We start from the raw sequence: 13996 nt of genomic DNA on the forward strand, positions 1-13996 counted from the left end.
TCGTGGGTGCTGTGGGCGGGAGGACCGCCGACGGTCGGGTCAGACCCGACGGGCCCCGACGCGGGGGAGCAGCAGCCCGAGCACGATCATCGCGACGGCGAGCACCAGGTGCAGGACGTTGTCGGCGCTGTTGAGCGGCACGAAGTTCGCCGGGTCGGCCATGCCGGCGGTGAACAGGCCGTAGACGAACAGGACCGCGTAGACGATCCCGCCGACGAGCAGGTAGAGCCGGGCGCCGCGAGCGCTGCGGGCCGCGAGGAGCCCGACGACGCCGAACAGCAGGTGGACGATGTTGTGGAGCACGGACACCTGGAACGTGCCGAGCAGGAGTGCCATCGAGCCGTGGCCGGCCACCGACATCGTGCCCATGTCCATCGTGAGACCGGGGATGAACCCGGCGATGCCGACGATGAGGAAGACGATCCCGAAGAGCAGGGCGCCCTTCTGCGTCCAGGTGGAGCCACGTCCGATGCGGTTCGTTGCTGCGTTGCTGGTCATGATGCGACCTCTCTCTCAACGAGGGCCGGAGCGCCGGTGCGCCGGTCCGGGCGCTCATGACGCCCACAGTGCATTCGGAGCATGTGCCCGGGCGGTTTGCAGCCGACGGGATCATGCGCTCTCGGCTGCGACCGGAGGGTCAGAAGTCCGGGATGTACCGCAGCATGAACTTGTCGAACTGCGGCACCGTGAACTCGGCGAAGCCGAACTTGGGTGTGTAGAGGAGCCCCTTCGCGATGAGCCGTGCCCGGAGCGGCGCGACCTGTTCGGACGTCTTCCCGAGCTGTTCAGCGACGTCCGAGGCCTTCTGGGGCTCCGGCCCCAGGGCAGCCATCGCGCGCAGGTAGCGGAGTTCTTCCTTCGTGCTCCGCTGCACCCTCGTCTTGAAGAAGCTCTCGTCGAGTTCTGCTTCGACGAGGTACCGCGCATCGGCGACCTCCGCCGCGGTGATGACCGGACCCTCCGCGAGATCCCACACCCACCGTCCGAACTCCTGCAGGAAGTAGGGGTAGCCGTCCGTGTACGCGATGATCGCCTCGACCGCTGCGTCCTCGAATTGGACACCCTCCTCGGCTGCCGGTGCGACGATGGCCTGTCTCGCGTCGGCGGGTTCGAGCTCGATCACCTGGATGTAGTGGAACAGTCGCTCCGCGTAAGACTTCGCATCTCCCGCGACGCCGGGGAGCTGCGGGAGGCCCGCGCAGGCAACGGTGATCGGGAGTCGTCGCTGGATGCAGCGGTGGATGGCACCGATCAAGGCCTCGAGCTCGTCCTTCGAGAGGAACTGGATCTCGTCGAGCAGGAACACCACTCCACGCCCGACGTCGCGAGCGGTCTCGCCGAGCGACTCGAGCACGTCAGCGAGGTCTTCGTCGAACTGACCGGAGTCGGCCGTTCCGTCGACCTTCTCGACGTCGAGGCCTGCTGTCAGCGCCCCGTCGGGCTGCACGGTCATCGAGAACGACCGGATCACGCCGGCGGCCCGCTTCGCGACGTCGTTCCACCGCGCCTTCGGTGACAGCTGGAACAGCGCCTTGCGGACGAGGTTCGCGAGCTGCGGGCCGAACTCCTTCGTCTTCGAGATCTCGGCGGGCACCGCCACCCAGTTGTGTTCGCGTGCGATCCGCTCGAACTCGCCGAGGAGAACGGTCTTGCCGACGCCCCGGAGGCCGATCGCAGCGACCGCCTTGTCGGTCTTGCCGCTGGCAAGGCGCTCGAGCACGCTCTCGAAGTCCTCCAGCTCGGCATCGCGTCCGGCCAGGACCGGTGGAGCGGAACCGGCATTCGGCGTGTAGGGGTTGCGCACTCGATCCACGAGTCCTCCTTATCGACCTTTCCGACCTTATCGGTTCTCGTTAAGCCTGATAAGGCTGTCAAGGATCGCGTCTCGCCGAGTGCGCCCGCGATGAGCGTCGGCCTGAGCCGTCGCGGAGGGGACGCCGGGCATCGTGGAGCGCATGAGCCAGTACGACAAGCGCGATCCGAAGACCCTCTACCCCGCCCCGCCGTACCCGGAGCAGGAGCAGTCGCTCCCCGGAGCCGCGTGGAAGATGGACCCGAAGCCCGACCACGGCGAGGAGAGCTACGTCGGGCTCGGTCGCCTGAAGGGCTTCCGTGGCATCGTCACCGGCGCCGACTCGGGCATCGGCCGCGCCGCCGCCATCGCACTCTCCCGCGAGGGCGCCGACCTCGTCCTCTCCTACCTGCCCGACGAGCAGGAGGACGCCGAACAGGTGCGCGACCTGCTCGAGGGCGAAGGGCGTCGTGCGGTGCTCTTCCCCGGCGACATCTCCGACGAGCAGTACTGCACCGACCTCGTCCAGAAGGCCGTCGACGAGTTCGGTGGCCTCGACACCCTCGTCATGGTCGCCGGGCGGATGGACAGCAACGACGACATCCTCACACTCACGACCGAGCACTTCGACTCGACCTTCAAGACGAACATCTACTCGCTCTTCTGGCTGACCAAGGCCGCCGTGCCGCACCTCGAGCCGGGATCCACGATCGTCACCACCGGGTCGATCCAGGCGAGCACGCCGTCGCCGGACAAGATCGACTACGCGGTGTCGAAGGGCGCGATCAAGCTCTTCACCGAGGCCGTCGCGCAGCAGCTCGCACCGAAGGGCATCCGCGTGAACTCGGTCGCTCCGGGACCGGTGTGGACGCCCCTCCAGCCGGGGTCCGACGACGCCGAGACCGTGGCGCACTTCGGTGAGCAGTCGCCGTTCGGCCGCCCCGGTCAGCCCGCCGAACTCGCTGCCGCGTACGTGCACCTCGTCAGCCCCGAGTCCAGCTACCAGTCCGGGTCGACGATCACCATCGCCGGCGGCACCCCGGCCTTCTAGGAGGACACGATGAGCGGGACGACACACGTGGTCCTCGTCGCCTGGGACGGCGACGCAGCCGACCGGTCGGCGCAGGCCGATGCCATCGTGCGCGAGCACCTGCCGCGGATCGACGGCGTCGAGTCCGTGCGGTCAGGCGAGAGCATCAGCACCGAGGGGCTCGAGGGCGGTTTCGACTGGATGCTCGTCGTCCGGTTCCGGGACCGCGCGGCGCTCGCCGGGTACCTGCCGCACGAGGAGCACCAGCCCGTCGCCGCGTACATCCAGGGCGCGAGCGAACGCGTCGTGGTCTTCGACGTCGAGGACTGACGTCGGGGTGGTCGTCGGGCGTGCCGATCAGCGCGACCCGACGACCGCCGTCCGCCGGGCCATGGCGTTGCCTGATGCGCGCACGAGCACGGCGATCACGAGGAAGCCGACGAGCAGTGCCGCGCAGTACAACGCGACGCCGCCGTACCCGCCGACACGGGCCGGGTTGAAGAACGGGTAGGGGTAGAACCCGACGACCGCGCCGCGGACCAGCGTGTACGCGGTGTAGACGGCGGGCACGATCGCGGCCGCCCAGACCATGGTGAACGGCTGCCGGTGGCGGGGACGGTCCACGAACCAGTCGACCACGACGGCCGCCGGGATCACCATGTGGTGCACGACGTTCACCCACGGCAGGAGTTCGCCGAGGTCGGCACCGGCCAGCAGCGTGTTGAACACGATGCCGACGAACGCCAGGTAGACGACCGCGGCACCGCGCGCGACCTCCCACCCGCGCGACGACGGGACACCCCGCAGGAGCCGGACGGCGCCGATCACGAACACGGTGCTCGCGTAGAGGTTGCCGAGGATCGTGAAGTAGCTGAAGACGCTCACGAGGCTGAAGTCCACCCGCACGCTCAGCACGACCTGGGTGACGACCCCGGCGACGGACGCGGCCGCGAGCGCGAGGCGGACGGCAGCCAGGACGGTCGTCTTCATGGCGCCACCCTACCGATCGCCGGTACTCCCGGACGGATCGGTCACCCGACGAGCGACTGCGTCCCGAGCACGACCGCCAGCGCCAGCCGCTCGGCATCGGCGCTCCCCGGCTCCGCGGTGTACGCGAGCACCGTCAGGTCATCGGTCGCGATCCGCAGGGTGTCGCAGTCGAGGGCGATCCGGCCCACCGCCGGGTGCTCCACGACCTTCCGTCGACCGGAGCTCCGCGGCGGTGCGGTGTCGCCGGCGTCCCACAGCTCGACGAACCGCTCGCTCGCGGCACGGAGGTCCCGCACGAGCTGCCGCAGCCCGCGGTCGAGCGGGTACCGGGCGACCGTGAGCCGGAGCTCGGCGACGACCGAGGCCTCGAACGCCCGCTGCTCGGCGTCCGAGTGCACCGCTCGGCTGCCCGGACCGACGAGGTGGCGCCACGCGGTGTTGCGCTCGTGCCCACGGAGCGCACCGACCGGGCCCATCAGCGCATCGTACGGCCCGTTCGCGGTGAGGATCGTGCCGGCGGCGTCGAGCACCGCGACCGGGGTGTCCGACAGTCGGTCGAGCAGCCGTTGCACGCTCGGCGGGATGCGCGAGGGCACGACGTCGGCGCCGGGGGCGGCGTGCCCGGCGAGCCGGAACAGCAGCTCGCGCTCCGCGTCCGCGACCCGGAGCGAGCGGGCCAGCGCCTCGACCACCTGCGCGGACGGCGAGGTCGCCCGCCCCTGCTCGAGCCGGGTGAGGTAGTCGGCCGAGATCCCGGCGAGGGCGGCGAGCTCCTCGCGACGGAGGCCGGCCGCGCGCCGACGGCTCCCCGCGACGACGCCGACGGTGTCCGGCGCGACGTGGTCGCGCAGCCGACGGAGGGTGCGGCCGAACTCGGTGTGTTCCACGGCTCCAGTCTGCGACCCGTCGCGCCCGCTGTCCTGGGTCCAGCAGTCCTACGACAGCGGGACGGCTCCCCGAGGGCGCTCGCCGGAGCGACGCTGGGGCCATGACAACGACATTCGTCACCGGGGCCACACGCGGCCTCGGCAAGGAGACCGCCCGCCAGCTCGCCGCGGCCGGCCACACCGTGTGGATCGGCGCCCGCGACCTCGACACCGGCCACGCGGTGGCCCACGAGATCAGCACGGGACCGAACGCGGTCCGTGCCGTGCAGCTCGACGTCACGGACGACGCCTCGGTCGCCGCGGCGTTCGCGACCATCGGTGCTGCCGGCGGGCTCGACGTGCTGGTGAACAACGCCGGCATCGGCAAGCTCGGGCTGGACGGGCCGGAGGCACTCGAGGTGTTCGACACGAACGCCGTGAGCGTCGTCCGCACGACCGAGGCCGCGCTGCCGCTGCTGCGGTCCTCCGCAGCCCCGATCGTCGTGAACATCTCGAGCGCGCTCGGTTCGTTCGCGGCCAACCACGACCCGGAGAAGCCGGCGTCGCAGTACCAGGCGATCGTCTACGGCGCGAGCAAGGCGGCGGTGTCGATGCTCACCGTGCAGTACGCCCGTGCCGTGCCGGAGGTCCACTTCGTCGCGGTCGAGCCCGGGTACACCGCGACCGAGTTCGGGGGTGTGCCGAACCCGCACGGCCGTCCGGTCGAGGTCAGTGCGGCGACGGTCGCCGCGGCGGCCGCCGCGGGCCCCGACGGTCCGACGGGTGTCTTCCTGGAGGACGGTGCGCCGCTCGGATGGTGACCATCCGACGAACGGGAGGGACGGGTCGGGCCCGCACCGCGCCTCCCGGCCCGCAGGTCCCTACGATGAGGACGTGGCTGACGCGACCGAACCGACCGTCCTGCTGACCGCCTTCGAACCGTTCGGCGGCGACGCCGTGAACCCCTCGTGGGAAGCCGCGCAGCGGCTCGCGGCCGCGTGGGACGGACCGGCGACGCTCGTCGTCGAGCAGCTGCCGGTGGTCTTCGCCGAGGAGCGGTCGCGGCTCGCGGCGGTGATCACGAAGCACCGTCCTGCCGTCGTCATCGCGACCGGGCTCGCTGCCGGACGGGCCGCGGTGACACCGGAGCGCGTCGCGATCAACGTCATGGACGCCCGGATCCCGGACAACGCGGGCGCGCAGCCGGTGGACGAGCCGATCGACCCGTTCGGCGCCCCGGCAGCGTTCAGCGGACTGCCGATCAAGCGGATCGTCCGGGACGTCCGGGCAGCCGGTGTCCCCGCTGCGGTGTCCAACACGGCGGGGACGTTCACCTGCAACCAGGTGTTCTACGAGCTCATGTCGTTCGCCGATCGCGAGGGCTTCCGAGCCGGCTTCGTGCACGTCCCGGCCACCCCGGACATCGCCGGGGACGGCCCCTCGCTCGACCTCGACCGGATCGTCACCGCGCTCGACGTCGTGGTCCGCGCCTCGCTCGACCCGGCGCCGGACATCGTCGCCGAGGGCGGCGCGGAGTCCTGACCCGCGCCGCCGTCGTCGGTCAGATGAACTGGCGGAAGTTCGTCGACGCGAGGTCGAGCAGCTCGTCGCCGCGACCGGACAGCACGGTGCGGATCGCGTAGAGCGTGAAGCCCTTCGCCTGCTCGAGGGTCACCGCCGGCGGCATCGAGAGCTCCTGACGGTCGGCCTTGACCGACACGAGCGCAGGGCCGTCGTGCGCGAGGGCGGCGGCGAGCGCGTCCTCGAGCTGGTCGGACTCGTCGACGCGGAAGCCCGCGATGCCGATCGCCTCGGCGACCTTCGCGAAGTCGGGGTTCTGCAACTCGGTGCCGTAGGTGACGAACCCGGCCGCCTTCATCTCGAGCTCGACGAAGTTCAGGGACGAGTTGTCGAACACGACGATCTTCACGGGCAGCTTGTTCTGCACGATCGTGATGAGCTCGCCGAGCAGCATCGCGAGGCCGCCGTCGCCGGCCATGGCGATGACCTGCCGGTCGGGGAACGCCGCCTGCGCACCGATCGCCTGCGGCACCGCGTTCGCCATCGTGCCGTGCACGAACGACCCGATCAGCCGCCGGTCGCCGTTCATGGTGAGGTACCGCGACGCCCACACGACGGGGGAGCCGACGTCGGGGATGAACACGGCGTCCTGGTCGGCGAGCCGGTCGAGCGCACGTGCGACGTACTGCGGGTGCAGCGGCTTGTGCTTGCCGGCCGGCACGGCCAGGTCGTCGAGCTTCGCGCGGGTCTTCGCGTAGTGCTTGCGCGCGTCCTCGAGGTGCTTCGTGGGGTGCGACCCGGTGAGCAGCGGGATGAGGGCGAGCGCCGTGTCCTTGACGGTGCCGACCAGGCCGATGTCGACCGGGTGCCGCTTGCCGAGCTGTTCGCCGCGGATGTCGACCTGCACGTGCTTCGCCTTCGCGGGGAAGAACTGCTGGTAGGGGAAGTCGGTGCCGAGCATGAGGACCACGTCGGCGTCCTCCATCGCGCGGTACCCGGAGGCGAAGCCGAGGAGCCCGGTCATGCCGACGTCGTAGGGGTTGTCCCACTCGATGTGCTCCTTGCCGCGCAGGGCGTGCACGATCGGGGCCTGCAGGCGTTCGGCGAGGGCGATGACCTCGTCGTGGGCGCCCGCGACGCCGGCGCCCGCGAGGATGGTGACCTTGTCGGCGCCGTTGAGCAGCTGCGCGGTGCGCTCCAGCTCGGCCTGTGCGGGGATGATCCGCGGCTCGGCGCGCTCGATGGTCGTGACGCGGGGCGCGACGGCCTCGGCGAGGAGCACGTCGCCCGGGATGACGAGCACGGCGACGCCGCGCTTCTCGACCGCGGCGCGCATCGCGATCTCGAGCAGGCGCGGCATCTGGGACGGGTCGGCGACGTACTCGACGTAGACCGAGCACTCGCGGAACAGCTCCTGCGGATGGGTCTCCTGGAAGTAGCCGGAACCGATCTCCGCCGTGGGGATGTGCGCAGCGATCGCGAGGACCGGCACGCGGGAGCGGTTCGCGTCGTAGAGGCCGTTGATCAGGTGCAGGTTGCCGGGACCGCAGCTGCCCGCACACACGGCGAGGTTCCCGGTCAGCTCGGCCTCGGCGGAGGCGGCGAACGCGGCCGCCTCCTCGTGGCGGACGTGCTCCCACCGGATCGTGCCGTCCTTGCGCAGCGCGTCGGTGAAGCCGTTGAGGGAGTCCCCGGGGAGACCGTAGACCCGTTCGACGTCGTTCTGACGGAGGGTGGCGACGATGTTCTCGGCAACGGTTGTCATGCCTTCGTGTCTAGTCCTGGCGGCTGATCCCCGCCGTTCACTGAGCGACCTCTGATCGTCCGACACCGAACTCGGGGCCGCCCGGACGCCGCACCTGCGACGATGGGCGGATGTCCGACCACGATCTCCGCCCCCGCCGACGAGCGTCCGACGAGTACGGGATCCTCGACCGGAGCCGCTACCCGCTGGCGTCGGTGGCGATCGCCGTCGTCGCCGTCGTCCTCATCACGATCGTCGGGTTCACCCTCGGCACGGTCGACCTCGGGCTCTCGAAGGCGCTCAACGGGCTGCACACCGGCGCCCTCGGGGCGTTCACGACGGCGGTCTACCACGTCATCAGTCCCGCCCCGGCGATCGGGATCACGGTCGTGGTCGTCGCGGTGATCTGGTGGCGGACCCGCGACATCCGCCCGGCGCTGGCGTTCGGGGGCACGATCGCGATCACGTGGGTGCCGTCCGCCGTCGTCAAGGAGATCGTGCACCGGGCCCGTCCGGACGTCGCCGTGCTGCCGCACCCGTTCCCGGTGCAGCCGGACCCCGGCTACCCGAGCGGGCACACGGTCTACATCACCGCGTTCGTCATCGCGCTCATCTGGCTGCTCCGCGACACCTGGTGGCACCGCCTCGCGCTGGGGCTCGGGGTCGTGGCGATCGTCGTCGTGTTCTTCGCGGTGTCGATCGACGCCGTGCACTACCCGACGGACGCCGCCGCGTCGATCCTGTGGGCGCTCGCCGTCGCGCCGGGCGTGCGGGTGGTGTGGGTCGACTGGCTCATGCCGAAGATCCCGTTCCTGCGGCCCCGGGGTCCCGCGCCGCAGCGCGAGGTCACGCGCTGACGCCGCGCCGACCGCGCGCGGCCAGGAGCGCCACCACGGCGACCACCGCGGCCGCGAGCATCACGACCGCGAGCGGCGCCGCCGTCCCCTCGCCGCCGATGCTCACGAGCGGCGACACGAGCGCCGCGAGCCCGAACTGCAGGGCACCCAGCACCGCCGAGGCGCTCCCGGCAGCCCGCGGCACCGCCCCGAGTGCGAGCGCGGTCGCGTTGCCGAGCACGAGGCCGAGCGACCCCACGGCGGTGAACAGCGGGACGGCGAGCCAGAACACCGGTGCGGACGTGACGACGAGCAGCGCGAACGCGACGGTCGAGGCCAGCACGAGGACGATGCCGAGCGCGAGCACCCCGGTGACCGATCGGGTCGCCGTGAGCTTCGCCGAGAGGATGCTCACGCCCATCAGTGCGAGGGCGTTGCAGCCGAACGCGAGACCGTAGCCCACCGTGCCGAGCCCGAGCATGTCCTGGTACAGGAACGGCGACGCGGAGATGTACGCCATCATCACGGCGAACGCGAAGCCGAACACCGCGGTGTACCCGACGAACGTCCGGGAGCGGAGTGCCCGCAGCGGCGAGCCCGTCGTGCCGGACGCCCGTCGCTCGGCACGCAGGGCATCGCGGCGCGAACGCAGGTGCGTCTCGCGGACCACGGCGAGCACCGCCACGAGCATGAGGACCGACAGGCCGAGCACGATGGTGAGGAGCCCGCGCCAGCCGATCGGCCCCGTCAGGAGCCCACCGAGCAGGGGCGCGACCACCGGGGCGACCCCGCCGACGATCATCATGAGCGAGAACGCCCGTGCCGCCGGCTTGCCCGTCGCGAGGTCGGAGATCACCGCGCGACCGATCACCATGCCGGCCGCGCCGCCGAGGCCCTGCAGCAGGCGGGCGACGACGAGCACACCGACGTTCGGCGCGAGCACGGCCGCGGCGCTCGCGAGCACGCACAGTGCGGCACCGGCGAGGAGCGGCGGCACCCGGCCGAACCGGTCGGACAGCGGCCCGAAGACGAGCTGTCCCGCGGTCACGCCGACGAGGAACGCGGTGAGGGTGAGCTGCACGGTCGTCGCCGACGCCCGCAGTTCGGTGGTCATCTGCGGGAAGGCCGGCAGGTAGAGGTCGGTCGCGAAGGGCGCGACGGCGCTCAGCAGGCCGAGCACGAGCAGCAGGCCGGTGGTGATGCCCTGCTGCCGGGTCGTGGGTGTCGCGGCGTGCGCGCGGATGGAGCCGGTGTCCGTGGTCATGATTATGAAAGCATAACTGATGCGCGACGTCGGTAGGGTGACGGCATGGGATCCGCGCCGTCCGACGACGTCCTCGCCGAGCTCGCCGACGTCGTGCTCCGGATCTCGCGCGAGATCGACCCGCACGGTGCGAGGTCGCTCGACATCGTGCCGCTCACCGGTACCGAGGCCCTCGTGATGCGCTGGGTCGACCGGAACCCCGGGTCGACGCCGAGCGCGGTGGCCGAGGCGACGGCCCTCAAGCGCAGCAACCTCAGCGTCGCGGTCGGGTCGCTCGTGGCGAAGGGGATGGTCGAGCGTCGGCCCGACCCGGACGACGCCCGGACCGTGCAGCTGTACTCGACCGAGCTCGCCGCGGGCAGCATCGAACGGCTGCACGCGCACTGGGCCGGCATGCTCCGGCAGGCGCTCGGGGGCGACGACGAGGGTGTGGCGACGACGTTCGCCACGCTCACGCGCATCGACGACCACCTGCGCGACGCGACGCGCTGACAGCGACGCGACCGGTCGACGGCCTGGAGGCGCGGGTCGGGCCCGCACCGTCCCTCCAGGCCGTCAGACGGTCCGGTCCGGCACCTCGTCTTCGATCGGCAGCAACCGCCGGGCTCCGTGCCCCTCGGCACCGAGCTCGTCGCCCGGGTTCATCACGAGGCAGGCGTTCAGCGACACGCAGCCGCAGCCGATGCACTGCGTCATCTCCTCCTGCAGGCGCTCCAGTTCGAGCTGCCGGGCGCGGAGTCGCGCCCGCCACCGCTCGTTCAGGCGGTTCCAGTCCCGCAGCGACGGCATGCGGTCGGAGGGCAGCGTCTCGAACTGCTCCGCGACCTCGCTCAGCGGGATCCCGAGCCGCTTGGCGACCTGGATGATCGCGATGCGCCGCTCGACGTGTCGTGGGTAGAGGCGGGTGCCGCCGGCGGTGCGCTCGGGGTGGATGAGGCCCTTGCGCTCGTAGAAGTGCAGGGCCGACGCTGCGACCCCGGTCCGGGCGACGACCTCGCCGATCGTGAGGAGGTCGGTCGGGCTCGGACGCGGGATCTCCACCATGGTCGAGATCCTACGACGCGGGAGTCGTCGAGACCGCGTGACATAGCAGTTGACATGAGAACTGATGTCCAATATGTTGTGTACCACGAGCCGCGAGGGGCGGCTCCCGACCCGGAGGTCCGACCATGACCACGATCCTGCAGCCCCGCACCGCCCGCACCACGACCGCCCGTCCGGTCGCTCCCGCACGGACCACCGGCACCGCCGACGCGACCGGCGCGACCGGCGTCACCGGTGCAGCCCGCCAGCCGCTCGCCCTCGACAACGTGCTCGGCCGACTCGAGCGCACGGCCGCCCGGCTCCCGCACGCACTGGCGCTGCCGGTCATGGTCGCGCACGCCGCGGTCAGCACGGTCGCGTACCGCTGATCGCCTCCCGCTGACGGGGTCCTCGCGTCAGTGGGTGAGGACGCGCCCGCGGAGCCGCTCCCGGCTGAGCCCCGGCAGCTCCACCCCCGTGTCGCGTTCCAGCACGTGCGTCCCCGGCGGCACGACCCGGTCGATGGCGTCGAGCACCTCGTCGTCGAGCACCACCTCGGCCGCCTGCGCGTACGCGTCCACGTGCGAGACCGTCCGCGGACCGATCACCACGCTCGACACATCCGGGTGGGTCAGCGCGAACCCCACCGCGAGCTCGAGCAGGGTGAGCCCGGACTCGTCCGCGAGGTGCCCCAGGCGGTCGGCGACGTCGAGCTTCCGCCGGTTCGCCGGAGCGCCGATGTCGTACGCGTGCGGCTGCTCCACCACCCGCGGCGACCGGGGCTGCACGGTGCCGTTCCGGTACGCACCCGCGAGCCAGCCACCCGCGAGGGGCGCGGCCGCGAGCACACCGAGCCCGAACCGTCGGACGACCGGGAAGGTCGTCCGCTCCGCCGTCCGGGTGAGGATCGAGTACGGGGCGTGCGTCGCGCTGGCACTCTTCCCGCCCGACCGGAGCCACTGCGCCTCGACGAGCTCCTCGGCCGGGAAGCCCGGGATCCCGAAGGCGCGGATCTTGCCCTGCGTGACGAGGTCGGCGAGCGCGTCGAGGGTCTCGTCGAGCGAGGTCGCCGGGTCCGGGTGTGCCGGCTGGTAGAGGTCGATGACGTCGGTGCCGAGCCGTTCGAGACTCCGTTCGACCGCGCGGAACATCCACCGCCGTCCGTTGCCGTGGTGCGACGGGTCCCGGTCGACCGGGTCCCCGAACCGCACCGCCAGGAACACGTCGTCGCGGCGGTCGCCGAGTGCGGCACCGAGGACGGTCTCGGCGAGGCCCGCCCCCTCGGCGTCGGACACGTCCACCGCGGTGACCCCACGCCCGAGCGCCTCGTGGACGAGTCGGACGGCGTCGTCCACGTCCCGCTCGGCGACCGTCGACACGGCACGGCTCCCCAGGGTCAGCGCGCTGACGGGAGCCCCCGTCCGCCCCATGCGTCGCTGTTCCATGGCGGCCACGATAGGAGGACGCCCGTGACACCGGGCCCCGGGTGACGAACCATTACCGCTGGTACCCTGGGGCCGCTCCACCAACACGCAGTGTGTATCTACCGGCCGTCGGCACCCCGACGGACAACGGCGGCACCCGATGGGTCCGCCCCAGGAGATCCCCGGCCGGGCCGAGAAGGCACACCTCCATGCTCCACACCAGTTCCACCGCGCCCGCGCCCGCCACCACCGACGACCGCTCGCTCGTCGCCCATGCCGGACGCTGGTACTTCCCCGTCGCGTTCGTCGCCCGGCTCCCCTTCGCGATGATGGTCGTCGGCGTGCTGACGCTCGTCGTCTCCGCGCGCGACTCCGTGGCGCTCGGCGGCGTCAACTCCGCGTCGGTCGGCATCGGCGCCGCGGTCTTCGGCCCGCTGGTCGGTGCCGCCGCGGACCGCTTCGGCCAGCGGAACGTGCTCGTCCCCGTCGGCCTGGTGAACGCCGTGCTGCTCGGGGTGTTCCCGTTCGTGGTGGACGGCACCGCGCCGGACGTCGCCGTGCTCGCACTCGCGTTCTGCATCGGGGCCTCGGCGCCCCAGGTCGCCCCGATGTCCCGGACCCGGCTCGTCGCGATCATCGGGCAGCGGATGGCACCGGCACGTCGCGGCAAGGTCCTCAGCGGCACGATGGCGTACGAGTCCGCGGCCGACGAGACCGTGTTCATCATCGGCCCGTTCCTCGTCGGGATCCTGGCGAGTGCGATCGCCCCGTGGGTGGCCGTCGCCGGTGCCTCCGCGCTGACGTTCGTCTTCGTCACGGCGTTCGCGCTGCACCCGACCGGCAAGCTCGTCGTCGGCCGGCACGAGGAGCTCGAGCAGGCACCGGCCCGTCAGCTCCTGCGGCCCCGGCTCGTCGTGGTGGTCCTCGGGATCCTCGGCGTCGGCCTGTTCTTCGGCTCGACGCTCACCGCGCTGACCGCCTTCATGGAGACCCACGGCGAGCCCTCGCAGGCGGGGCTGCTCTACGGCCTGATGGGCATCGGCTCCGCGGGGCTCGCCCTCGGCTCGGCCGCGTTCCCGCGCGGGTTCGCCCTCGGGTGGCGGTGGCTCGTGTTCGGCGTCGTGCTGCTCGGCGGTGCCGTCTGGTTCTCGCAGGCCGGTTCCGTCGTCGCCGTGGGGGTCGTGCTCGCGGTGATGGGGATCGGGATCGGTCCGACCCTGGTCGCGCAGTACAGTCTCGGTTCCGACCGCTCACCCGTCGGGCGCTCGGCGACCACCATGACGATCCTCGGTTCCGCAGTGATCGTGGGGCAGTCCATCGCGTCGGCGATCACGGGCGACGTCGCCCAGCAGCACGGGGCCGACGCCGCGATGCTGCTGCCGGCCGCGTCCGCGGCGGTCGTCGTGCTCGCCGCGGTGGCGAACCTCGTGCTGTCGCGTCGCGCACACGCGTGACCGCCTGACGGCCTGGAGGGACGGTGCTGGCCCGCACCGCGCCTCCAGTCCG

Annotated in this window: 16 protein-coding genes; 8 read left to right on the top strand and 8 right to left on the bottom strand. The window is 71.8% G+C overall.

From position 1 onward, the window contains the following. Positions 1 to 39: 39 nt before the first annotated feature. Positions 40 to 498 carry a DUF4383 domain-containing protein gene (locus BIV01_RS14355; RefSeq protein ID WP_071303291.1) on the bottom strand — a complete coding sequence of 153 codons (459 nt, stop codon included), beginning with the start codon at positions 496 to 498 and terminating at the stop codon, positions 40 to 42. A gap of 139 nt (positions 499 to 637) precedes the next feature. Next, the gene (locus BIV01_RS14360; protein ID WP_071303292.1) at positions 638 to 1813 is read right to left on the bottom strand and encodes an ATP-binding protein; all 1176 of its coding nucleotides are present in this window, start codon (positions 1811 to 1813) and stop codon (positions 638 to 640) included. A gap of 142 nt (positions 1814 to 1955) precedes the next feature. On the opposite strand from BIV01_RS14360, the gene BIV01_RS14365 reads away from it, so the two are divergent. Together BIV01_RS14365 and BIV01_RS14370 are read left to right on the top strand one after the other, a co-directional pair. After that, positions 1956 to 2843 (top strand): SDR family oxidoreductase, encoded by an 888-nt coding sequence (locus tag BIV01_RS14365; RefSeq protein ID WP_071296448.1) that lies wholly within the window; start codon positions 1956 to 1958, stop codon positions 2841 to 2843. A gap of 9 nt (positions 2844 to 2852) precedes the next feature. Continuing rightward, positions 2853 to 3152: a Dabb family protein gene (locus BIV01_RS14370; protein WP_083403494.1), complete on the top strand. Its 300-nt coding sequence runs from the start codon at positions 2853 to 2855 to the stop codon at positions 3150 to 3152. Between the two features lie 27 nt (positions 3153 to 3179). Here BIV01_RS14370 and BIV01_RS14375 read toward each other — a convergent pair whose 3' ends face one another. Together BIV01_RS14375 and BIV01_RS14380 are read right to left on the bottom strand one after the other, a co-directional pair. Beyond that, positions 3180 to 3812: a Pr6Pr family membrane protein gene (locus BIV01_RS14375; protein WP_071296446.1), complete on the bottom strand. Its 633-nt coding sequence runs from the start codon at positions 3810 to 3812 to the stop codon at positions 3180 to 3182. 41 nt (positions 3813 to 3853) lie between these two features. Beyond that, positions 3854 to 4699: a helix-turn-helix transcriptional regulator gene (locus BIV01_RS14380; protein WP_070417272.1), complete on the bottom strand. Its 846-nt coding sequence runs from the start codon at positions 4697 to 4699 to the stop codon at positions 3854 to 3856. Between the two features lie 101 nt (positions 4700 to 4800). Here BIV01_RS14380 and BIV01_RS14385 point away from each other — a divergent pair, with 101 nt between their 5' ends. Beyond that, positions 4801 to 5499: an SDR family NAD(P)-dependent oxidoreductase gene (locus BIV01_RS14385; protein ID WP_071303293.1), complete on the top strand. Its 699-nt coding sequence runs from the start codon at positions 4801 to 4803 to the stop codon at positions 5497 to 5499. A 73-nt stretch (positions 5500 to 5572) separates the two neighbouring features. Next, entirely contained in the window at positions 5573 to 6220 is a 648-nt protein-coding gene (gene pcp / locus BIV01_RS14390) for a pyroglutamyl-peptidase I (protein ID WP_071303294.1), read from the top strand. A gap of 19 nt (positions 6221 to 6239) precedes the next feature. Here the strand turns inward: pcp and poxB are convergent, their stop codons facing one another. Then, a complete protein-coding gene (gene poxB, locus BIV01_RS14395; RefSeq protein ID WP_071296442.1) occupies positions 6240 to 7964 on the bottom strand; it encodes a ubiquinone-dependent pyruvate dehydrogenase in 1725 nt (574 codons plus the stop codon). 110 nt (positions 7965 to 8074) lie between these two features. Here poxB and BIV01_RS14400 point away from each other — a divergent pair, with 110 nt between their 5' ends. Further along, a complete protein-coding gene (locus BIV01_RS14400; RefSeq protein ID WP_071303295.1) occupies positions 8075 to 8800 on the top strand; it encodes a phosphatase PAP2 family protein in 726 nt (241 codons plus the stop codon). Here BIV01_RS14400 and BIV01_RS14405 read toward each other — a convergent pair. After that, the gene (locus BIV01_RS14405) at positions 8790 to 10043 is read right to left on the bottom strand and encodes a multidrug effflux MFS transporter (protein WP_071303296.1); all 1254 of its coding nucleotides are present in this window, start codon (positions 10041 to 10043) and stop codon (positions 8790 to 8792) included. The genes BIV01_RS14400 and BIV01_RS14405 overlap by 11 nt on opposite strands. Before the next feature lie 45 nt (positions 10044 to 10088). Between BIV01_RS14405 and BIV01_RS14410 the strand changes: the two genes are divergently transcribed. After that, complete coding sequence (locus BIV01_RS14410; protein WP_071303297.1) at positions 10089 to 10535, top strand: MarR family winged helix-turn-helix transcriptional regulator; 447 nt, start codon at positions 10089 to 10091, stop codon at positions 10533 to 10535. A 63-nt stretch (positions 10536 to 10598) separates the two neighbouring features. On the opposite strand, the gene soxR is transcribed toward BIV01_RS14410, so the two are convergent. Further along, complete coding sequence (gene soxR / locus BIV01_RS14415; RefSeq protein WP_071303298.1) at positions 10599 to 11087, bottom strand: redox-sensitive transcriptional activator SoxR; 489 nt, start codon at positions 11085 to 11087, stop codon at positions 10599 to 10601. 125 nt (positions 11088 to 11212) lie between these two features. On the opposite strand from soxR, the gene BIV01_RS14420 reads away from it, so the two are divergent. Continuing rightward, positions 11213 to 11455, top strand: coding sequence for a hypothetical protein (locus tag BIV01_RS14420; RefSeq protein WP_071303299.1), 243 nt, complete (start codon positions 11213 to 11215; stop codon positions 11453 to 11455). A 27-nt stretch (positions 11456 to 11482) separates the two neighbouring features. On the opposite strand, the gene BIV01_RS14425 is transcribed toward BIV01_RS14420, so the two are convergent. Beyond that, a complete protein-coding gene (locus BIV01_RS14425; protein WP_071303300.1) occupies positions 11483 to 12511 on the bottom strand; it encodes an aldo/keto reductase in 1029 nt (342 codons plus the stop codon). 188 nt (positions 12512 to 12699) lie between these two features. Here BIV01_RS14425 and BIV01_RS14430 point away from each other — a divergent pair, with 188 nt between their 5' ends. After that, a complete protein-coding gene (locus BIV01_RS14430; RefSeq protein WP_071303301.1) occupies positions 12700 to 13944 on the top strand; it encodes an MFS transporter in 1245 nt (414 codons plus the stop codon). Positions 13945 to 13996 lie beyond the last annotated feature (52 nt).

The sequence above is a fragment of the Curtobacterium sp. MCBA15_013 genome (genome assembly GCF_001865095.1).
In the GTDB taxonomy this organism is placed as follows: Bacteria; Actinomycetota; Actinomycetes; order Actinomycetales; family Microbacteriaceae; genus Curtobacterium.

Bases quoted from the DNA above. Each gene is read 5' to 3' on its own strand.
- BIV01_RS14355 (WP_071303291.1), bottom strand. From the start codon at position 498: ATGACCAGCAACGCAGCAACGAACCGCATCGGACGTGGCTCCACCTGG.
- BIV01_RS14365 (WP_071296448.1), top strand. From the start codon at position 1,956: ATGAGCCAGTACGACAAGCGCGATCCGAAGACCCTCTACCCCGCCCCG.
- BIV01_RS14370 (WP_083403494.1), top strand. From the start codon at position 2,853: ATGAGCGGGACGACACACGTGGTCCTCGTCGCCTGGGACGGCGACGCA.
- BIV01_RS14375 (WP_071296446.1), bottom strand. From the start codon at position 3,812: ATGAAGACGACCGTCCTGGCTGCCGTCCGCCTCGCGCTCGCGGCCGCG.
- BIV01_RS14385 (WP_071303293.1), top strand. From the start codon at position 4,801: ATGACAACGACATTCGTCACCGGGGCCACACGCGGCCTCGGCAAGGAG.
- poxB (WP_071296442.1), bottom strand. From the start codon at position 7,964: ATGACAACCGTTGCCGAGAACATCGTCGCCACCCTCCGTCAGAACGAC.
- BIV01_RS14400 (WP_071303295.1), top strand. From the start codon at position 8,075: ATGTCCGACCACGATCTCCGCCCCCGCCGACGAGCGTCCGACGAGTAC.
- BIV01_RS14405 (WP_071303296.1), bottom strand. From the start codon at position 10,043: ATGACCACGGACACCGGCTCCATCCGCGCGCACGCCGCGACACCCACG.
- BIV01_RS14410 (WP_071303297.1), top strand. From the start codon at position 10,089: ATGGGATCCGCGCCGTCCGACGACGTCCTCGCCGAGCTCGCCGACGTC.
- soxR (WP_071303298.1), bottom strand. From the start codon at position 11,087: ATGGTGGAGATCCCGCGTCCGAGCCCGACCGACCTCCTCACGATCGGC.
- BIV01_RS14420 (WP_071303299.1), top strand. From the start codon at position 11,213: ATGACCACGATCCTGCAGCCCCGCACCGCCCGCACCACGACCGCCCGT.
- BIV01_RS14425 (WP_071303300.1), bottom strand. From the start codon at position 12,511: ATGGAACAGCGACGCATGGGGCGGACGGGGGCTCCCGTCAGCGCGCTG.
- BIV01_RS14430 (WP_071303301.1), top strand. From the start codon at position 12,700: ATGCTCCACACCAGTTCCACCGCGCCCGCGCCCGCCACCACCGACGAC.